The 18089-nt window shown below is 59.6% G+C and carries 18 protein-coding genes; 14 read left to right on the top strand and 4 right to left on the bottom strand.

Annotation, left to right across the window (positions count from 1 at the left end):
- Nucleotides 1-39: 39 nt before the first annotated feature.
- From M3465_RS16295 to M3465_RS16285, 3 genes are read left to right on the top strand one after another with little or no spacing between them, the layout of a single operon-like run.
- A complete protein-coding gene (locus M3465_RS16295; RefSeq protein WP_249502771.1) occupies nt 40-1434 on the top strand; it encodes a multicopper oxidase family protein in 1395 nt (464 codons plus the stop codon).
- On the top strand, nt 1431-1913 hold the full coding sequence (locus M3465_RS16290) for a c-type cytochrome (protein ID WP_007803408.1): 483 nt from the start codon (nt 1431-1433) through the stop codon (nt 1911-1913). Before M3465_RS16295 ends, M3465_RS16290 begins: the two co-directional genes overlap by 4 nt.
- Before the next feature lies 1 nt (nt 1914).
- Entirely contained in the window at nt 1915-2646 is a 732-nt protein-coding gene (locus tag M3465_RS16285) for a DsbA family protein (RefSeq protein WP_009807488.1), read from the top strand.
- A gap of 42 nt (nt 2647-2688) precedes the next feature.
- Here the strand turns inward: M3465_RS16285 and M3465_RS16280 are convergent, their stop codons facing one another.
- A complete protein-coding gene (locus M3465_RS16280) occupies nt 2689-2889 on the bottom strand; it encodes a heavy-metal-associated domain-containing protein (protein ID WP_007803412.1) in 201 nt (66 codons plus the stop codon).
- 152 nt (nt 2890-3041) lie between these two features.
- On the opposite strand from M3465_RS16280, the gene M3465_RS16275 reads away from it, so the two are divergent.
- Nucleotides 3042-5552, top strand: a complete 2511-nt coding sequence (locus M3465_RS16275) for a heavy metal translocating P-type ATPase (protein WP_054540621.1) — start codon at nt 3042-3044, stop codon at nt 5550-5552.
- Between the two features lie 12 nt (nt 5553-5564).
- Entirely contained in the window at nt 5565-5963 is a 399-nt protein-coding gene (gene cueR, locus M3465_RS16270; RefSeq protein ID WP_038008399.1) for a Cu(I)-responsive transcriptional regulator, read from the top strand.
- A gap of 21 nt (nt 5964-5984) precedes the next feature.
- Here the strand turns inward: cueR and M3465_RS16265 are convergent, their stop codons facing one another.
- Together M3465_RS16265 and M3465_RS16260 are read right to left on the bottom strand one after the other, a co-directional pair.
- Nucleotides 5985-6749, bottom strand: a complete 765-nt coding sequence (locus tag M3465_RS16265; RefSeq protein ID WP_173585990.1) for a MauE/DoxX family redox-associated membrane protein — start codon at nt 6747-6749, stop codon at nt 5985-5987.
- A 12-nt stretch (nt 6750-6761) separates the two neighbouring features.
- Nucleotides 6762-7598: a DUF305 domain-containing protein gene (locus M3465_RS16260; protein WP_012187184.1), complete on the bottom strand. Its 837-nt coding sequence runs from the start codon at nt 7596-7598 to the stop codon at nt 6762-6764.
- A 179-nt stretch (nt 7599-7777) separates the two neighbouring features.
- Here M3465_RS16260 and M3465_RS17115 point away from each other — a divergent pair, with 179 nt between their 5' ends.
- The 4 genes from M3465_RS17115 (at nt 7778) to M3465_RS16240 (ending at nt 11081) form a co-directional block, all read left to right on the top strand.
- Entirely contained in the window at nt 7778-8359 is a 582-nt protein-coding gene (locus M3465_RS17115) for a L,D-transpeptidase (protein WP_012187183.1), read from the top strand.
- A gap of 125 nt (nt 8360-8484) precedes the next feature.
- Nucleotides 8485-9747 (top strand): multicopper oxidase family protein, encoded by a 1263-nt coding sequence (locus M3465_RS16250; protein WP_249502770.1) that lies wholly within the window; start codon nt 8485-8487, stop codon nt 9745-9747.
- A gap of 113 nt (nt 9748-9860) precedes the next feature.
- The gene (locus M3465_RS16245; RefSeq protein ID WP_502846124.1) at nt 9861-10373 is read left to right on the top strand and encodes a disulfide bond formation protein B; all 513 of its coding nucleotides are present in this window, start codon (nt 9861-9863) and stop codon (nt 10371-10373) included.
- Between the two features lie 42 nt (nt 10374-10415).
- A complete protein-coding gene (locus M3465_RS16240) occupies nt 10416-11081 on the top strand; it encodes a L,D-transpeptidase (RefSeq protein ID WP_054540601.1) in 666 nt (221 codons plus the stop codon).
- A 76-nt stretch (nt 11082-11157) separates the two neighbouring features.
- On the opposite strand, the gene M3465_RS16235 is transcribed toward M3465_RS16240, so the two are convergent.
- Complete coding sequence (locus M3465_RS16235) at nt 11158-11769, bottom strand: hypothetical protein (RefSeq protein WP_054540624.1); 612 nt, start codon at nt 11767-11769, stop codon at nt 11158-11160.
- A gap of 343 nt (nt 11770-12112) precedes the next feature.
- Here M3465_RS16235 and M3465_RS16230 point away from each other — a divergent pair, with 343 nt between their 5' ends.
- The 5 genes from M3465_RS16230 to M3465_RS16210 all read left to right on the top strand — a co-directional run bounded on the left by M3465_RS16230 (nt 12113) and on the right by M3465_RS16210 (nt 18084).
- Entirely contained in the window at nt 12113-12721 is a 609-nt protein-coding gene (locus M3465_RS16230) for an EF-hand domain-containing protein (protein WP_235974531.1), read from the top strand.
- A gap of 140 nt (nt 12722-12861) precedes the next feature.
- Entirely contained in the window at nt 12862-13248 is a 387-nt protein-coding gene (locus M3465_RS16225) for a DUF302 domain-containing protein (RefSeq protein WP_007803435.1), read from the top strand.
- 105 nt (nt 13249-13353) lie between these two features.
- Nucleotides 13354-14274, top strand: a complete 921-nt coding sequence (gene lgt / locus M3465_RS16220) for a prolipoprotein diacylglyceryl transferase (RefSeq protein WP_007803438.1) — start codon at nt 13354-13356, stop codon at nt 14272-14274.
- A 135-nt stretch (nt 14275-14409) separates the two neighbouring features.
- Nucleotides 14410-16698 carry a copper-transporting P-type ATPase gene (locus tag M3465_RS16215; protein WP_222864283.1) on the top strand — a complete coding sequence of 763 codons (2289 nt, stop codon included), beginning with the start codon at nt 14410-14412 and terminating at the stop codon, nt 16696-16698.
- A 48-nt stretch (nt 16699-16746) separates the two neighbouring features.
- Nucleotides 16747-18084: an APC family permease gene (locus M3465_RS16210; RefSeq protein WP_249502769.1), complete on the top strand. Its 1338-nt coding sequence runs from the start codon at nt 16747-16749 to the stop codon at nt 18082-18084.
- Nucleotides 18085-18089 lie beyond the last annotated feature (5 nt).

Below are 18089 nucleotides of genomic sequence, written 5' to 3'. Positions count from 1 at the left end.
ACGCGGGGGCGACACGCCCCCGCTTTCTCGAGGATCGAAATGATGCAAACACGTAGGGATTTCTTGCGCAATGCAACTCTGGCGGCCTGTGCGGCCGCCATCCCGCGGTCGGCTTATGCCGCAACCCCGTTCGAGGACGTGGTTACCAAGGTTGCGCGTCGACAACTTCTTCCGGACACCTACCCGGAAACAGAGATCTGGGGCTATGACGGTCTTGTTCCGGCCCCGGAAATCCGGGTTGCACAAGGCGATCGGGTGCGTCGCAGGTTCCGCAACGAGGTACCCGATCCCAGTTCGGTTCACTGGCACGGAATCCGGATCGATAACGCGATGGATGGCGTTTCAGGACTGACCCAGAAAGCCGTGGCACCAGGTGAAACCTTTGACTACGACTTCGTCGTACCGGACGCGGGCACCTATTGGTATCACGCGCATAATCGCTCATACGAGCAAGTCGCGCGTGGTTTGCGCGGTGCCTTGATCGTCGAAGAGGTCGATGGACCGGACATAGACCGCGAGGAAGTCATCGTTCTGGAGGACTGGTTGCTCGACCCTGAGAGCGGGCAGCTGTTCGACAATTTCGAACAGCCTATGATGATGAGCCACGGTGGACGCATCGGCAACTTTATCACGACCAATGGGCGCTATGACCTGACCTTGCCCGCGAAGCGCAACGAACGCATTCGCTTGCGGATCATCAACGCAGCAAGCGCTCGAATTTTCCCGCTGAGGCTCTCTGGATTCAGTGGCTGGACGGTGGCCGTGGATGGAATGCCAACCGGCCAACCCCAGTCGGTTGACGGCGAGTTGATCCTCGGCCCGGCACAGCGCGTCGACTTAATTGTGGATGTGACCGAAGGCGAAGGCGGCACCGCCCAATTGCTTCGCATCGGCGATGATGATCAACTGACCCCGTTGGTGAGTTTTCTGGTCAACGGCACAGCCAGTTCAGTACCAAGAGGCAAGCCACTGCCGTTGCCGCCGAACCCCGCGGCACACGCCCCGGACCTTGCCGATGCGCGTGATTTGCGACTGGTCATGTCCGGCGGGGCAATGGGGCGAATGCAGTCCGCATTGCTTGGCGGGGAACGTCTTGGATTCCGTCAGCTTGCCCAAGCGGGCAAATTCTGGGCCCTGAATGATGTCGCCGAAATGACCTACACGCCACTGGCCGATCTATCCCTGAACGAGCCGGTGCGCCTGAAGATCGAGAACCAGACCGTTTTCCCACATGCGATGCACCTGCACGGGATGCATTTCCGCGAGCTGCGCCCCGACGGCGCGTTCGGGCCGATGCGGGACACGATCCTGTTGGCCGGCAACGAGTCCCGGGAGATCGCCTTTACGGCAGACAATCCCGGCAAGTGGCTGTTCCATTGCCACATGCTCAGCCACGCCGCATCTGGCATGACAACCTGGATACGGGTCACATGAGATATCTCGTTTGGTCCCTTCCGATCACTGTCGCAGCAGCCGCCTTCACGTATTGGCTCTCGACCAGTGCATCCTCGGATGTCGGCAGCGCGTCCAGGGCGGAGAGCTACGACATCGAAGAAGGCGCGTTGCTCTACGCAGAAAACTGTGCGTCTTGTCATGGCGCGGGTCTGGAAGGCCAGCCGGAATGGCGAACGCCCGGCGCGGATGGGCGCCTGCCAGCACCACCACATGATGAGACGGGTCACACCTGGCATCATCCTGACAGCCTGCTCTTCGATTACACAAAACTGGGGGGTGCGGCGCTTCTGGCGCGTCAGGGCGTCGAATTCGACAGTGGCATGCCCGGTTTCGCAGACGTGCTGACCGACCAGCAAATTCACAACATCCTGGCCTTCATCCGGTCCACCTGGCCAGACCGCATCCGCGAAGTCCAGGCCGCGCGGACAGAAGCCGACGAACAACGGGGAGAGAACTAAAATGCGTTTCAGACAAGCCTTCACGACGGTCGCGATAGCTGCCTTGCTTCCGATACCGGCACTCGCGGACGAACTGTCAGAGTCCCGGGTCAAGGAACTTGTGCTCGAGGCAATCCGCGAGAACCCGGAGATTGTCATGGAGGCCGTGGCGATCCTCGAACAAAGGCAGGCGCAAGCGCAGGAGCTCAGTCAGGCCCAAGTTCTGAATGACCAGCGCGATCTGATCGAGAACGATCCGAATGCGCCGGTTCTCGGCAACCTGGAAGGGGACGTCACTGTTGTGGAATTTTTCGACTACAACTGTCCCTATTGTCGGCGGGTCAAACCCGAGGTGCGGGCTTTGATCGAAGACGATCCCAACATTCGCCTCGTCTATCGTGAATGGCCCATTCTCGGAGACGGATCGGTGTTTGCCGCGAAAGCGGCCTTGGCAGCGCGCAAGCAGGACAAATACGAAGAGTTTCACTGGGCAATGATGGGGCTGGAAGGCCGCGCGGAAGAGGCCTCCGTGCTGCGCGTGGCCGAGGAGATCGGCCTGGATATCGCGCAGTTGCGCAAGGACATGGAGGCCCCCGAGGTCGAAGAGCACATTGCGACCTCCATGCAACTGACCCAAGCTCTGGGCTTTAACGGCACGCCGTCTTTCGTGATCGGGGATGCGCTGGTCCCGGGCTTCGTCGAAAAGGCGCAGCTTGCCGACTTGGTCGAGGAAGCCCGCAAAGTCGAAGACTGAAATTCTGTGCCCGGACCACCCTTGGGTGGTCCAGGCACTGCATCAAGCGGCCGCAGGTTCCACGTTGTAGCCCGCATCCCGAATGATCGCTTGGACCTGATCGGCTGGTAACACGCTGTCGACATGCACCTGTCGGGCAGAAAGGTCACATTCCACGCCTGCATTCGGATCTGCGCTCTTCACCGCGCTTTCGATTGCTGCGGTGCAATGCCCACAGCTCATGTCCGGAACGCTGAACTTCATCGGAACCACTCCTTGATCTGATTTCTATCGGTGACATGGGGCTTCCCCCCGCTGGAAGGTCAAGTGAAGAAATTTATTTGGCGCCCTCCCATTGACCCTCCAGTAACTGGAAGCCTCATATTCCACTTCGAATGGAAAAACAGGTGACACATATGCCCGAACCCAAACAGATCAGCCTGCCGATCGAAGGCATGTCATGCGCGTCCTGCGTTGGCAGGGTCGATCGCGCATTGAATGCAATCGACGGCGTAGAGGATGTGTCGGTGAACCTTGCCTCGGAAACTGCTCGCATGAGCGTGGACGCGCTCAAGCGCATTCCCGACATCATCGAATCCCTTCGCGAGCTGGGCTACCCCGCGCGGAAGGCCAGGGCCGAACTCACGATTGCAGCGATGTCCTGTGCCTCTTGCGTCGGGCGGGTCGATAAGGCGCTTGCCGCGGTGCCCGGGGTGGTCGAGGTGAACGTCAACCTCGCCTCAGAGACGGCGACGGTCGTTTACGTCGAAGGTCTTGTCACGACATCCGATCTGATCGAATCAAGCGGCGCGGCAGGGTATCCAGCAACCGTGGCAACGGCCCAGGCCGGTGACGACAGAGTTGCGCGCAAGGAGGAAGAGGCTCAGGCGCTTGCCAAACGGGTCACCTTTGCGGCCATCCTCGCCTTGCCGGTCTTCCTGATCGAAATGGGTGGCCACGTCATTCCGGCCGTTCATATGCTGATCGAGACCACGATTGGCCAGCAGACGAGTTGGCTTCTTCAGTTCGTGCTGACGACAATCGTTCTCTTCGGCCCAGGCCGGACGTTTTACACCAAGGGTTTCCCGGCCTTGTTCCGGGGTGCCCCCGACATGAACAGCCTCGTCGCGGTCGGCACCGGGGCGGCTTACCTTTATTCCGTGGTTGCGACATTCGTACCGTCGGTCCTGCCTGACACGCTGCGCACCGTCTATTTCGAGGCGGCAGCGGTCATCGTCGTTCTGATCCTTCTGGGGCGGTTTCTTGAAGCGCGCGCCAAGGGGAGAACGGGCGCGGCCATCCAGAAGCTATTAGGGCTTCAGGCGCGGACTGCACGCGTGATGCGGGACGGAGAAAGCGTCGAGATCGAGATCGATGCGCTGGTTCAGGGTGACATCGTCATCGTGCGCCCTGGTGAACGCATCGCGGTCGATGGCGAGGTCATCGAGGGGACCAGCCGCGTCGACGAAAGCATGCTGACAGGCGAGCCGATCCCCGCTGAAAAAGGTGCCGGAGATACGGTGACCGGCGGGACGGTCAACGGCGCCGGAAGCCTGCAGTTCCTCGCCACGCGGGTCGGCGCCGACACGACCCTGGCGCAGATTATTCGCATGGTCGAAGAGGCCCAGGGCGCCAAACTGCCGATCCAGGGATTGGTCGACCGGATCACCTTGTGGTTCGTGCCTGCCGTGATGGCGATCGCGGCGGCGACCGTGCTGGTCTGGCTGTTTTTCGGGCCTGATCCGGCCCTGACGATGGCGCTGGTCGCCGGTGTGTCGGTGCTCATCATCGCGTGCCCCTGCGCGATGGGGCTTGCGACGCCGACCTCGATCATGGTCGGGACGGGACGTGCTGCGGAAATGGGTGTCCTGTTCCGTAAAGGTGACGCCTTGCAGCAGCTCGATTCCGTTGATGTGGTCGCCCTCGACAAAACAGGCACGGTGACCGAGGGGCGACCCGCACTGACTGACCTTGTGCTGGCGGAAGGGTTCGATCGTACAACAACGCTTTCGAAGATGGCCGCCGTAGAGTCGCTCTCCGAGCATCCTGTCGCGGACGCCATCGTGCGGGCCGCGCGGGCCGAGGGCGCACCTCTTGTGGCGGCCGAAGGCTTTCAATCGGTCACAGGTTACGGCGTGCGCGCCGTGGTCGAAGACGTGGAGGTGTTGGTTGGGGCCGACCGCTACATGGCGCGCGAAGGCATTGACGTCTCGGCATTGTCTCCAGAGGAAACGAAGATCGCAAGCAAGGGTCGCACGGCGCTTTACGCTGCCATAGATGGGCGTGTCGCCGCCGTGATCGGCGTGGCCGATCCGGTCAAACCGGCAAGCCGCGCAGCCATCGCAGCGCTGCACGAAAAGGGTCTTGCGGTTGCGATGATCACCGGCGACAAACGCGAAACCGCCGAAGCCATCGCCCGCGAAACCGGTATCGACCACGTCATCGCCGGCGTCCTGCCGGACGGCAAGGTTGCGGCGCTCGACAGTTTGCGCCAAGGGAACAAGCGCATCGCCTTTGTCGGCGACGGGATCAATGACGCCCCGGCGCTGGCGCATGCCGATGTGGGCATCGCCATTGGAACCGGCACCGATGTGGCCATCGAATCTGCGGATGTCGTCCTGATGTCGGGCGATTTGCGCGGCGTGGTGAACGCCTTCGAAGTATCGCGGCGGACCATGCGCAACATCCGGCAGAACCTGTTCTGGGCCTTTGCCTACAACGTGGCACTTATTCCGGTCGCTGCCGGGGTGCTCTATCCGGCCTTTGGGTTGCTCCTGTCACCAATCCTTGCGGCGGGTGCGATGGCGTTGTCCTCGGTGTTTGTCCTGACCAATGCCCTGCGGCTGCGGCGCATCGCGCCTGCGATGGACGAGCAGCGCGCAATCCCGGCAGAGATGGCAGCCGCCACTCCTGCTCCAGCAGAATAACGGAGGTCCGACATGAACATCGGAGACGTTGCCCGACAATCGGGTGTGCCCGCCAAGACGATCCGCTACTACGAGGACATCGGTCTGATCCGCCCGAACCGTAGCGAGAACGGCTATCGCGCGTTCACCGAGAACCACGTTCACAAGCTGGCGTTTCTCGGTCGCGCACGGGCCTTGGGGTTCACCATCGAAGATTGCAGGACGCTCCTGTCGCTCTACGAGGATGAAAACCGCGAAAGCATGCAAGTGAAGGCGGTTGCGGAAGACCATCTGCGCCAGATCGAGGAAAAGATCGCGAAACTGCAATCCATGCGCGCGACGCTCGCCGAACTGGTGGAAAAATGTGCCGGGGATCACCGGCCCGACTGCCCCATCATCGAGGATCTGTCGCCGGAGCGGTTGGCCAAGTGACAGGCAAGAAGGGGCTGTACCTCAGAACCAGATCGCGCGGACCGGCATCCAGATACCCATGAAGATCATCATCAGGTTTTCCGTCAGCGAAATGAACCCCAGCGGGACGGAACTGTCACCGCCGACGCAGGCGCATTTCAGCTCTCTCTTGTCGATATAAACAGCCTTGAACACGCTGACAGCGCCTACCGTGCCGATAAACAAGGCAACCGGAGCCGAGAGCCACAGCAGCGCGCCGGCAGTCATCAGGATACCTGCCAACGCTTCGCCGAACGGGTAGACCTTGCCGTATCGCACCCATTTGCGCGCCAGCAGATCGTAGTTGAGGAACATCGTCGAAAACCCTTCGACATCCTGCAATTTCTGGATCGCGAGAATGGTCATGGACAGCGAAATGAACCATTCGAACCCCCGCAAGGTAAGGACCGACCCGTACTGGTGCCAAGACAGGCCCAATGCCAACAGCGCGGCGACAGAAAAGATCGCGATGACCGGCTGGTAGGTCGTGTCGCTTTGCTCTTCCTCGGGTGGGTCAATGTCGAAAAACACCCTGAGATCATCGTAACCGCCGATCCGTTCGTCCCCGATGAAAGTCTGCGGCGTCGTCTCGACCCCGTGCTTCTCCATGAAAGCATCGGTGTCTTCACGGGTGTCAAGCGGATGGTCTTCCACCTCGAAGCCTTGCCGCTCCAGCAGGTCTTTCGATTTCAGACCGTAGGGGCAGACATGGCCCGGCATGACCATGCGATAAAGCTGCGCGGATTTGCTGTCTGTGTCGCGGGGCATGTCCTTTCCTCCTTATCCGCTGCACGTAAGTTGACCACGGAACCCGGCTTCGTAGTCGGTTCCCGCGCTGACGATCAGATCGGTCAGGTCACCGTTCGTCTCTGCGATCTCGGCCGACAGCGGGCCTTCAGAAAATGCATTTTCGCCCTGCGCATTCAGGCGCACCAGATCACCGCTGATCTTCATTGCGGCTGCAGACCCTTCGCCGGTTTCACCAGTCACCAGTACAGCCGGACTGTCCGAGGTGTAAGCAAAGCGGCAATTTCCGCCATTCGGGAACACCGCAGCGATTTCGTCTTCCGTCAGAAACTCAGGATCGACCTTCGACACGACCTCCGTTTGAAGCGCCTGTTGCGCATCCACAACCTGCGCCGGCGTTTCGCTTCGCGTGGCCGATGCTTCGCCGTTTGCTCCAATGTCAGCAATAAGGTAGCGCATTTCGGCGATTTCCTTGTCCTGCGCATAGATAATGTCGTCTGCGAGCCCCCGGACGCGCGGGTCGGTGATCTCGGCACGAGTCGACGTCATGATGGCGATCGAGTGGTGCGGGATCATGGCGCGCATGTAGGACCTGTCCTGCACCGTGAATTGCCCGCGAACCAGCCAGAGGCTCGCCGCGAAAAGGACTATTGCGCCAACGAAAATCGCGATGTTGGCTTTGGTGTTCTGATACATGGACAACATGTACGCCAACATGATCACGGCCATGGTCGCCCCCATCAGGATGGCCATGTAAAGGCGTGTCTCCGAAAAGAAGATATGGCCCCAAAGATAGGTGTTCAGGTACATCAGAACGAACATGACCACGGTCGATGTTCCGATCATCATAAAGAATCGTGAGTAGTGCATTTCCAGTCACCTCCTTGCAGTTCTCTGTAAAACAACAACATTCCAGCGCTGGAGAGTTCCAAAAGCACGAATTTTCGTAGTTTCAAGGCAACAAAGGCGCGTCGTTTGCCCCGGTTCACGGCTTCTTTTCTTTGCCCCTGACGCGCACTGAATTTTCATGGGTCCGAGGAGATCGCGCCATGCAGAATTTCACGAGACGAGAATTAATTTGTGCCGGAGCGATGGGTTGCTTTCTGCCCACAACTGCCTGGGCCCACAAAGTCAAATTGCCCGAACGGTTTGAACCACAATTGGTAAACACCCGTCGTGGTGACTGGGTTAAAGGCGATGTCCACGTCGTTCCCGACGATTTTTTCCTTTATTTCATGCTCGAGGACGGGATGGCGATCCGCTACGGGGTCGGGGTAGGGCGCAAAGGTTTGTACGAACCCGGAGAGTTCACGGTAGCGCGCAAGGCCAAATGGCCATGGTGGCGGCCAACGAACGCCATGATCCGGCGCGAGCCACGCAAATACGCAAAGTACAAGGATGGACTGAAAGGCGGGCCAAACAACCCGCTCGGGGCCCGCGCGCTCTATCTCTACGATGCCGAGGGACGCGATACCTATCTTCGCATTCATGGAACGAACGCCCCGGAGACAATTGGGTCTGCCGTGTCGAATGGATGCGCGCGGTTGACGAATGAACATGTGAAGGATCTGTACGAACGCGTTGAAATCGGCGCCCGCGTCTTCCTGTATCCCAAAGTGACAACGGCGTGAGGAGTGTTCTGTCGCCTTGAAGTTCCTCTTCCGGAAATGGCACAAGTGCGGCAGTTGGCGAAAGCCAGTCTATCATTCATGAGGTGACGGAATTGTCTTTGAGCCGGAGGTCTTTCCTTGGCGGGATGACCGTTGCGCTGGCTGGTACCCGCTTGCCAGCAGCGACACACGAGTTGATCCTCGCGCCCCAATCGATCAAGGCGCACCTTGCTGGGTACGACGTGTCGATGTTGGGCTTCAACGGTGGTCTGCCGGGCCCAGAAGTCAGAATGCGACAAGGACAAACCGCCCGCATCACCCTCGATAACCGATTGGAGGAGGGCGCTCTCGTTCACTGGCATGGGTTGCGGGTTCCAAATCGGATGGATGGTGTCAACGTCCTCACTCAGGATGTGGTCATTCCGGGCGACCCGTATCGTTATCAATTCGGCGTCCCGGATGCCGGCACGTATTGGTATCACTCGCATTACCTGTCTTACGATCAGGTCAGCCGCGGTCTTTTCGGCGCCTTCATCGTCGAGGAGCAAAATGCGCCGGCTGTCGACCATGACATCGTTGTTCAGTTCTTCGATGTCTTGTTGGATCAGTCCGGACAGTACGACGAAGGGTTCAACCCGGCTCATTTCGCGACCGAGGGCCGTATCGGCAATACGGTCACGGCGCTTGTTTCCAATGGAACCAGCAAGAATGTGAGACAAGGCGACCGCCTGCGCTTGCGCCTGATAAATCCCTCTATCGACAGGGTTTACCGTGTCGGGCTGGACGGTCTGGCAGGCAAGATCGTTGCACTGGATGGTATGCCCCTGGCGCAGCCACAGACACTCGAACCCATCCTCCTAGCTCCGGGGCAAAGATGCGATGTGATTGGTGATGCGACCGGGCCTATTAGATTTGACGACAGCTTTGGAGAGCGGACGTTGAGCCTTGGCGAAATCGCTGTTTCCGGCTCTCGTGAGCCTGCGAAAGCGCCCATCACCGCGTTGCCCGCCAACCGAATGCCCGCCCCGCAAGACCCCGGCCAAACCGCGGAGCTGGTGCTTCAGGGAGGTGCGGGAAGCGCGTCCCACAACGGCACAGGGACGTGGGCGCTCAATGACGTATCGGGCCTGCCTCGAACCCCTTTCCTATCTGTCGCGCAGGGGACGACCGCGCGCATTTCGATCCGCAACGAAACCGGATTTCCACACGTCATGCATCTGCATGGCCACCATTTCTGGGAACTCGATGCGGCGGGTGAAGCCGGTCCATACCGGGACTCGACCTATCTGGATACCGGCGAGACGCGGGATATTCTCGTCGTCCTGGACAATCCGGGATCCTGGATGCTTCATTGCCACATGTTGAGCCATCAAGCCGACGGTATGGCAACGTGGATCAGAGTCGGCTGAGGGTCGCGACGGATACATACCGTTACAAATCTCTGAATGATAACAGCCCTTCTGCCGTTTACGTAACCTGACAAGCGAGAAACAGGTCCATCGATTGCCAACGGGAGCGTTCATTGACCCTGACACCAAAATCTCTCGGCATGACTGCGGCGGCAGGATCAGCCGCCTTGCTGTTAGGGGCCTTCGTTTTCCAGGCTCTTGGCTACGCGCCGTGCGCAATGTGCATCTGGCAACGCTACCCACACGCAATCGCCATTGGAACGGGCGCTATGTTGCTCTTTGCTCTGCCGATTTTGCCAATCCTGATAATCGGTGCCCTGTCGGCACTCAGCACATCCGCGTTGGGAGTGTTTCATACCGGTGTCGAGCGCGGCTGGTGGGAGGGACCGACTTCTTGCACGGGATCCGGCCTCGATGTCTCCCAAATGTCGGTATCGGAATTGCTGCCCTCTGCCAGTTCAAATGCGTCCACTCTTGTTCTGTGCGATGAGGTTGTCTGGGAATTTCTGACGTTGTCCATGGCGAGTTGGAACGCGATCCTGAGCGGTGACCTTGCTTGCCTCTGGTTGGTCGCGATCGCAAGACATCAAAAGGTTCGGTGGCATGGGGTCGCGGACGTTTCTTGAATCGTCCCGCATTCATCGTAAACAAACATAGGGCTTCGTTTCATGGTTACAAGACGACACTTTCTTGCACTCTCCGGTTCGCTGTTTTCAGCGTCTCTGAGTTCACCCGCGTTCGCAAAGACCTGGCCGACAACAGCCGAAAAAGCAGCTTGGGATGCGCAGGTCACGCCCGCCAACTATGACCCGGCAACAACCAACCCATGGGGGCTGCATCCCAGGCTGCTGCCGCAACGCGTGTTGGCGAATGAAGGTTTGCGCCCGGGTGACATTCACGTCGATGCGATCGCGCGCTATCTGTACCATATCGAGGAGGGTGGCACCGCGATGCGATACGGGGTGGCGATTGCCAAGGGCGATCTCTATGAACCCGGCACCTATACGATCCGCCGAAAGGTCGAATGGCCGCACTGGACGCCAACGCAGTCGATGATCGAACGCGATCCGGAGGCTTACGAGCGGTTTGCCGACGGTATGGAGCCCGGCCCCAACAATGCCTTGGGCAGCAGGGCTTTGTATCTATTCGTCGGAGATCGGGATACGTACCTTCGAATTCACGGAACGCCGAGCCCTCGCAGCATTGGCGGCCGGGCCAGTTCGGGATGCGTGCGCATGGTGATGGCCCACATCAATGATCTCTATCCGAATGTCGCTGTCGGATCGACGGCGTTTCTTTACTCGGCCGAAGACAGCGTTACCGCTCGAAGCTAACCTATTGCATCTTTGGCTCACACGCCGAGGACTGCGTCGTGCAGGGACATCTTCCAATGAATTGTTGGACGAACACTCACGGCTGTGTCGCAAGTGAACTTTCGAACTGTGCGATCGCTACGGATTTGTCGTCCTCATCGTTCTCGAACAGCTTTGTGGTTCGCACGCCCGGCAACTTGCCAAAATCCGCCATCAGGCGCTTTGGAAAAAATGTGCGTCCGATGGATTCAAATCCTGGTAATTGTCTGAGTACCGCGGAGGTACTGGCACTACAAAAACCGGAAGCGGCTGGGCCGCTGGCAATTGCAAGCCGCAAGGCCTGCTCCGCGACTTCGGGGGACACATCGATCTCTTGTATGACGACGTGGTAGGTCTCCCGTGCATGAGCCCGTGCGTAAAAATCGGCCACTTGTGGAGTAATGCCATAAAGCACATCTCCCCGTTCCGGTACCGCGCTCAGCCGGACCGTTCCTGCCGGATCGAAGATAACGCGCTGCGACCCATTGATCATGACGCTGCTATGCGCACCCGCCCCGGATCTGTTGCTGATCATGGTGTACAGCGTCAGCGCGGCCGGTCCGTCGTGACGGTAGGATGCACTACTGATGACTTCGGCTGAAGCATCAGGGCGCATGTCGTTTCCTGCACCGCACCCCGCCAAAATCACCACGGTTAGAACTGAGAAAATGCGATTGGAAAAGCGCACCTTGCAGCCTCCTGCCATGAGTTGAATGATTGAATTTTCGGGATATTCAGGGCCTCTAGCAATCTCGACATCAACTCTTCCGGATTTCGCCTCTACCGAAACATGGGTTCGGTTTCGGTTGGTATACGGATCCTCGACACCTTTTTTTCTGGATATCGCATGTTTCAGATGAAGAGGAGCGTTCGCCCCGAATTGATTTGTCGCAATTTGTAACAGACCCCGCCTTTGTGACCTCGCGATACAAAACACCGGCTCGCGTGGCATTCCGCATCTGCAGGTGCCCCCCATATGCTGGGTATCGCAACACTGACACGAGGTGATCGAAATGAAACGCAACACTTTACTCGCTGCAATGACCCTGGCTGCAACCGCCCTTGGCGGTGCCGCATTCGCGGACGCCAACCACGGGCGTGGGGGACAATTTGGCGCCCAGAGCGGACCAGGCATGATGCAGAACGGTGGTCCCGGTATGATGGGGAACATGGGCGGAATGATGGACATGATGAAGCGCATGCACGGAAACATGATGGGCGCAGGCATGATGGGCGCAGGCATGGGCAGTGGTATGATGAGCCCAGGCATGGCTGGCGGCATGATGCAAATGTTCGACACTGATGGAGACGGCACAACGACGCCGGAAGAAATGCGCACGCAGCTGGAGGCCAAGCTTTCCGAGTTTGACAGCGACGGGGATGGAAACCTCTCGATTACTGAATTTGAAGCTCTCCACAGCGCGATGATCCGCGAAATGATGGTGGATCGCTTCCAACACCTCGATGCCGATGGCGACGGCGCGGTGACGCCGGAAGAGATGGCCGCTCCTGCCGATAGGATGGAGCGGATGCAGATGATGCGGTCGAATATGGCAGATGCGCCTGCGCGGCCTGGCAACGGTCAGGGCATGGGCAACGGCTCCATGATGCAGGACAACTGAGCCAATGGGTGCCGGTTTTTTTCCGGCACCCGTCCTCACAACCCCAAAACCATTCGCGGTCGGGACATTGAACCGAACCGCGACCTGAACCGTTTAGCCTCGGTATGCCAACAAATAGAGACACGGAAAGGAAAATTCCCATGGCCTATACCTATGATCGCGTCCTGAAAGACACCAAAATCGATGACGCAGAGATGCGTGTTCGGGATGCTTTGGCAGACAAGGGCTTCGGCGTTCTGACTGAGATTGACGTCAAAGCGACGATGAAAAAGAAACTTGATGCGGACATGCCGCCTTACCGCATCTTGGGGGCCTGTAATCCGGGCATGGCGCACAAAGCCATCGAGATCGAGCCTCGCATCGGTGCGATGCTTCCCTGCAATGTTATCCTGCGGCAACTGGACGGCGACACCGAGGTCAGCGCGGTCGATCCTGTCGCTTCGATGCAGGCGGTGCAGAACCAAGACCTGGACGCGGTCGCCGGCGAAGTCCGCGATCTCCTTCGGGACGCCCTCGACACCGCGTGATGGCGGGATGGGCGTTGGATGCCCTGTCGCAGATCGAGCGCCTTTAGCGGTGCTCGATCAATGCCATCTAATCCCCACGTAAATTCCTGATAAGGAACTCACCCAGTGCTGCCAGCGGGATTGCCATTTCCGGATATTGGAACCGACCTCTTCTCCTTCGACATCGGGGGGGTCACATTCGCACTCCGCTGGTACGCGCTAGCCTATATCTTCGGTATCCTGATTGGCTGGCGCATTTGTTCGAGTGCCATAAGCCGTCCCGCGCTCTGGACGTCAGCTGGACCGCCGCTTGACCGAACGCAGATCGAAGATCTTCTGACGTGGATCATCATCGGCGTGATTGCTGGTGGTCGCCTGGGCTTTGTACTGTTCTACCAGCCCGCATATTATCTCGCCAATCCCTTGGAAATTCTGATGGTCTGGCAAGGCGGCATGTCTTTCCACGGGGGGTTCGCGGGAGTTGTCATCGCGGCCTTGCTGTTCTGCCTTAGACAGAACGCGTCATTGCTCAGCACTGGCGACTTGCTGGCTTTGGCAACACCACCAGGCTTGTTTCTTGGAAGGCTGGCGAACTTCACCAACAATGAGTTGTGGGGGCGTCCAACGGACGTTCCCTGGGCGGTGATCTTTCCCGGCGAAGTCGCGCAGGCCTGCCCAGGGGTTAGCGGCCTCTGCGCCCGACACCCGTCCCAGCTGTACGAGGCGGTATTGGAGGGGCTCATTCTTGGAATACTGCTCATTTATCTCGCTTGGGGCCGGGGCTGGCTGAAAATGCCCGGTGCCTTGGCTGGCGTGTTTCTGACCGGCTATGGTCTTGCCCGAAGTTTCGTCGAGATGTTCCGGCAACCGGACCAACAATTTGTGACGGCGGACAACCCGATCGGCCATGCGCTTCATTTTGGTGAGTGGGGTTTGACCATGGGCCAGTTGCTCTCCATGCCAATGGCGCTGGTCGGGCTGGCGTTGATCGTGTTCGCCCGGCGGGAACGGGGCCGGACAGCGCCACCCCGCAGAGCCGCAATGTAATCGCCGTACTGATCTCTCTTGACCCTCCCGCGGATGGAAGCCCTAGGCAAGAGAAGCATTCTCGGAAAGGACCGCAAAATGAGCACTCCCGACAGTTCTGAAACCACAGCAGCTTCTTCGGTATTCGTTTGCCCCATGCACCCTGAGGTGCGGCAGGACGAGCCCGGCAATTGTCCGAAATGCGGGATGCACCTAGTGCCGGAATCGGAGCTCGAGGTCCATTCAGCACATGATCATCACGAACACCACGCGGGTGCCACGCCGGCCGATGGCCGATATGATCTGGTTCCTACAGGACATGATGGTCCCATTTTCACCTGCCCGATGCACCCTCAGGTGCGGCAGCCTGATCCGGGCGCGTGTCCGATCTGTGGTATGGGATTGGAACTGGAATCCGGTGTGCCGGGCGATGAAGGTCCAAATCCCGAACTGGTGGATTTCACACGGCGGTTCTGGGTCGGCACAGTCCTGACGATCCCGCTCCTTGTCCTCACGATGGGGCCATTCGTCGGTTTCCCCGCAGTCCGGACTTTTTTTGGCGAAAGCACCACACAATGGATCGAATTGATCCTGGCAACGCCAGTGGTCTTGTGGTGCGGCTGGCCGTTTCTGGAACGCGGATGGATTTCGTTCCGCACATTGAACCTCAACATGTTCTCCCTGATCGGCATGGGCGTTCTTGCCGCCTGGCTCTTCAGCGTCGTTGCCGTTCTCGCACCGGACATATTCCCTGATGGGTTCCGAGACTCCGAAGGCCATGTCGGCGTCTATTTCGAGGCGGCGGCGGTGATCGTGACGCTGGTGCTGCTCGGCCAGGTGATGGAACTACGCGCCCGCGAGGGGACCGGCAAGGCGATCCGCGCGCTTCTCGACATGGCGGCAAAGACCGCGCGGGTCATCCGGGACGACGGATCCGAGGAGGAAATCCCGCTGGAGGACGTGCAAGTCGGGGACCGGCTGCGCGTGCGGCCCGGTGACAAGGTGCCGGTCGATGGCGTGGTTCTGGACGGCCGGTCCTCGGTCGACGAAAGCATGATCTCCGGTGAACCCGTGCCGGTCGAGAAGACCGAGGGCGACCCGCTGACCGGCGCGACGATCAATGGCACCGGCAGTCTGGTGATGGAGGCGACGCGTGTCGGGTCCGACACGATGCTGGCTCAAATTGTCGAGATGGTGTCGAACGCGCAGCGCTCGCGCGCCCCGATCCAGAAATACGCCGACAAGGTGGCGGGATATTTCGTTCCGGCCGTCATCGGTATCGCGGTCCTGTCCTTCATCGCCTGGGCGATCTGGGGGCCCGCGCCTGCGCTTTCCTACGCATTGATTTCGGCGGTGGCGGTTCTGATCATCGCCTGTCCTTGTGCGCTTGGCCTGGCGACACCGATGTCGATCATGACAGCGACAGGACGGGGCGCTCAGGCAGGGGTGCTGATCAAGAACGCCGAGGCGCTGGAGCGGTTCGAGAAAGTCGATACCCTGATCGTCGACAAGACCGGCACGTTGACCGAAGGCAAGCCGCGGCTTGTCGACGTACTCCCGCAACCCGGCCACGACGAAGCCGAGGTCTTGCGTCTCGCCGCATCGCTTGAGCGCGGATCGGAGCACCCCTTGGCCGAAGCGATCGTCAGGGGTGCGGAGGAGCGAGATGTCAAAATGGACGAGGCACGGGACTTCGAGGCGGTCACTGGCAAGGGCGTCAAGGGGGTCGTTGACGGCAAAGCGGTCGCGCTCGGCAATTTGGCGATGATCCGCGAATTGGGGCTCGAGGCGGGCGCGTTGACCGCCAAGGCCAATGCCCGCCGCGACGAAGGCGAGACGGTCATGTTCGTTGTGCTGGATGGCGAGATCGCCGGTCTAGTTGCTGTCGCCGACCCAGTGAAGGAGACCACGCCAGAAGCCATCGAGGATCTGCATGAACTGGGGTTCCGCGTCATCATGGCGACCGGCGACAACGAACGCACGGCCAAGGCCATCGGCACGCGGCTCGGAATCGATGAGATCCGGGCCGACGTGCTGCCGGAGGACAAGGCGCGGATCATCCTTGAGTTGCAAGAGGCGGGCCACAAGGTCGCCATGGCCGGGGATGGCGTCAACGACGCCCCCGCGCTCGCGCAGGCCGATGTCGGCATCGCCATGGGCACCGGCGCCGATGTGGCCATCGAAAGCGCGGGCGTCACGCTGGTCAAGGGCAACCTTGATGGTATCGTGCGTGCGCGGCGGCTCGCCCGGGCCACGATGCGCAACATCCGCCAGAACCTGTTCTTCGCGCTGATCTACAACGCCTCCGGCGTGCCGGTCGCGGCGGGAGTTCTGTTTCCCTTCTTTGGCATCCTCATCAGTCCGATGTTTGCTGCCTTCGCCATGAGCGCGTCGTCAATCTCGGTGGTGCTCAATTCGCTGCGCCTTCGCGGCGTTCGTATCTAGAAGCGCGCAACAGCGTTCGGATGAACCAAAATTAAAAGGGGGCCATTTATGCAGAGCGAAAAAGAAACGTACCGCGAAAATTCCATCAGTCTGGGCGGAGCCGTTGCGATGGGGACAGGCGTGATGATCGGCGCTGGAATCTTTGCGTTGACGGGGCAAATCGCGCAGCTCGCCGGCCCGCTTTTCCCGCTTGCATTCATCGCCGGCGCGGTCGTCACAAGCTTCAGCGCCTACAGCTACATCAGGATGTCGAACAAATGGCCGTCCTCGGGTGGCATCGCCATGATCCTGCAGAAATGCTATGGCCCCGGAGCCATCGCGGGCGGGGCCGCACTGCTGATGGCGCTCAGCATGGTGATCGCGGAAAGCCTCGTCGCGCGAACCTTCGCCACCTATGTCCTGCGCCCTTTCGATATCGAAGGTGGCCCATTGGTCCCCGCTCTGGCTGTGGCCGTGATCGTTTTCGCCTTTTTGGTGAACATGGCCGGAAACCGCTCGGTCGGGCTGTTCTCGTTGATCATGGCCGCGATCAAGATCGGAGGCATAGCTCTGTTTGGCATCGCGGCCCTGTGGTCCAGTGGTTTTGCGTTCGCCGCGGCGTCCGAGACCTCACAATCCTACGGGCTCACGGGGTTCATCGCCTCTACGGCGCTGGCCATCCTTGCGTTCAAGGGATTCACCACGATCACCAACAGCGGAGCCGAGATCACTGAACCAAATCGCAATGTTGGCCGAGCGATCATGTTCTCTATCGGAATCTGCGTCGTCGTCTACCTGTTGGTCGCCTACGGGGTCGGTTCGAGTCTCACGATCGAGGAGATCATCTCAGCGCGTGACTATTCGCTGGCACAAGCGGCGCAGCCCGCCCTTGGACAAACCGGCTTCATACTCACGGTGATCCTGGCCGCTGTCGCAACGGCGTCCGGCGTTCTGGCCAGCGTCTTCGCGGTGTCGCGTATGCTGGCGATGCTGACCGACATGGAAATGATCCCGCACAGCCACTTCGGTATGCCAGGTCCCATCCAACGCCACACCCTGGTCTATACTGTCGTCATCGCCGCGACGTTGGCCGTGCTCTTTGATTTAGGCCGGATCGCATCCCTCGGTGCTTTCTTTTACCTCGTCATGGACATGATCATACATTGGGGCGTGTTCCGCTATCGTCGAGCAGACGTCGGCGCCTTCGGTATCGCGCTTTTGACTGCCCTGGCGCTCGATGCGATAGTACTGGCAGCTTTCACCGTGATGAAGCTTCAAAGCGACCCGATGATCGTTCTCTACGCCGCTGTCGGGATGATCGCTGTGTTCGCCTTCGAGCGCGTTTACTTGTCGCAATGGGTGGCACCGCAAGTCGCCCCCGCCCCCGCCCACGCCCACGGTGATTAGCCTGC

It is taken from the genome of Marivita sp. GX14005, assembly GCF_023370775.1.
Lineage (GTDB): Bacteria > Pseudomonadota > Alphaproteobacteria > Rhodobacterales > Rhodobacteraceae > Marivita.
Note: the sequence above shows the minus strand (reverse complement) of the source record. Positions and strands in the feature narration are given on the sequence as shown.

What these genes read in the sequence shown, in the direction of transcription:
- M3465_RS16295 (WP_249502771.1), top strand. Translation starts at nt 40, where the DNA reads ATGATGCAAACACGTAGGGATTTCTTGCGCAATGCAACTCTGGCGGCC.
- M3465_RS16290 (WP_007803408.1), top strand. Translation starts at nt 1,431, where the DNA reads ATGAGATATCTCGTTTGGTCCCTTCCGATCACTGTCGCAGCAGCCGCC.
- M3465_RS16285 (WP_009807488.1), top strand. Translation starts at nt 1,915, where the DNA reads ATGCGTTTCAGACAAGCCTTCACGACGGTCGCGATAGCTGCCTTGCTT.
- M3465_RS16280 (WP_007803412.1), bottom strand. Translation starts at nt 2,889, where the DNA reads ATGAAGTTCAGCGTTCCGGACATGAGCTGTGGGCATTGCACCGCAGCA.
- M3465_RS16275 (WP_054540621.1), top strand. Translation starts at nt 3,042, where the DNA reads ATGCCCGAACCCAAACAGATCAGCCTGCCGATCGAAGGCATGTCATGC.
- cueR (WP_038008399.1), top strand. Translation starts at nt 5,565, where the DNA reads ATGAACATCGGAGACGTTGCCCGACAATCGGGTGTGCCCGCCAAGACG.
- M3465_RS16265 (WP_173585990.1), bottom strand. Translation starts at nt 6,749, where the DNA reads ATGCCCCGCGACACAGACAGCAAATCCGCGCAGCTTTATCGCATGGTC.
- M3465_RS16260 (WP_012187184.1), bottom strand. Translation starts at nt 7,598, where the DNA reads ATGCACTACTCACGATTCTTTATGATGATCGGAACATCGACCGTGGTC.
- M3465_RS17115 (WP_012187183.1), top strand. Translation starts at nt 7,778, where the DNA reads ATGCAGAATTTCACGAGACGAGAATTAATTTGTGCCGGAGCGATGGGT.
- M3465_RS16250 (WP_249502770.1), top strand. Translation starts at nt 8,485, where the DNA reads ATGACCGTTGCGCTGGCTGGTACCCGCTTGCCAGCAGCGACACACGAG.
- M3465_RS16240 (WP_054540601.1), top strand. Translation starts at nt 10,416, where the DNA reads ATGGTTACAAGACGACACTTTCTTGCACTCTCCGGTTCGCTGTTTTCA.
- M3465_RS16230 (WP_235974531.1), top strand. Translation starts at nt 12,113, where the DNA reads ATGAAACGCAACACTTTACTCGCTGCAATGACCCTGGCTGCAACCGCC.
- M3465_RS16225 (WP_007803435.1), top strand. Translation starts at nt 12,862, where the DNA reads ATGGCCTATACCTATGATCGCGTCCTGAAAGACACCAAAATCGATGAC.
- M3465_RS16215 (WP_222864283.1), top strand. Translation starts at nt 14,410, where the DNA reads ATGCACCCTGAGGTGCGGCAGGACGAGCCCGGCAATTGTCCGAAATGC.
- M3465_RS16210 (WP_249502769.1), top strand. Translation starts at nt 16,747, where the DNA reads ATGCAGAGCGAAAAAGAAACGTACCGCGAAAATTCCATCAGTCTGGGC.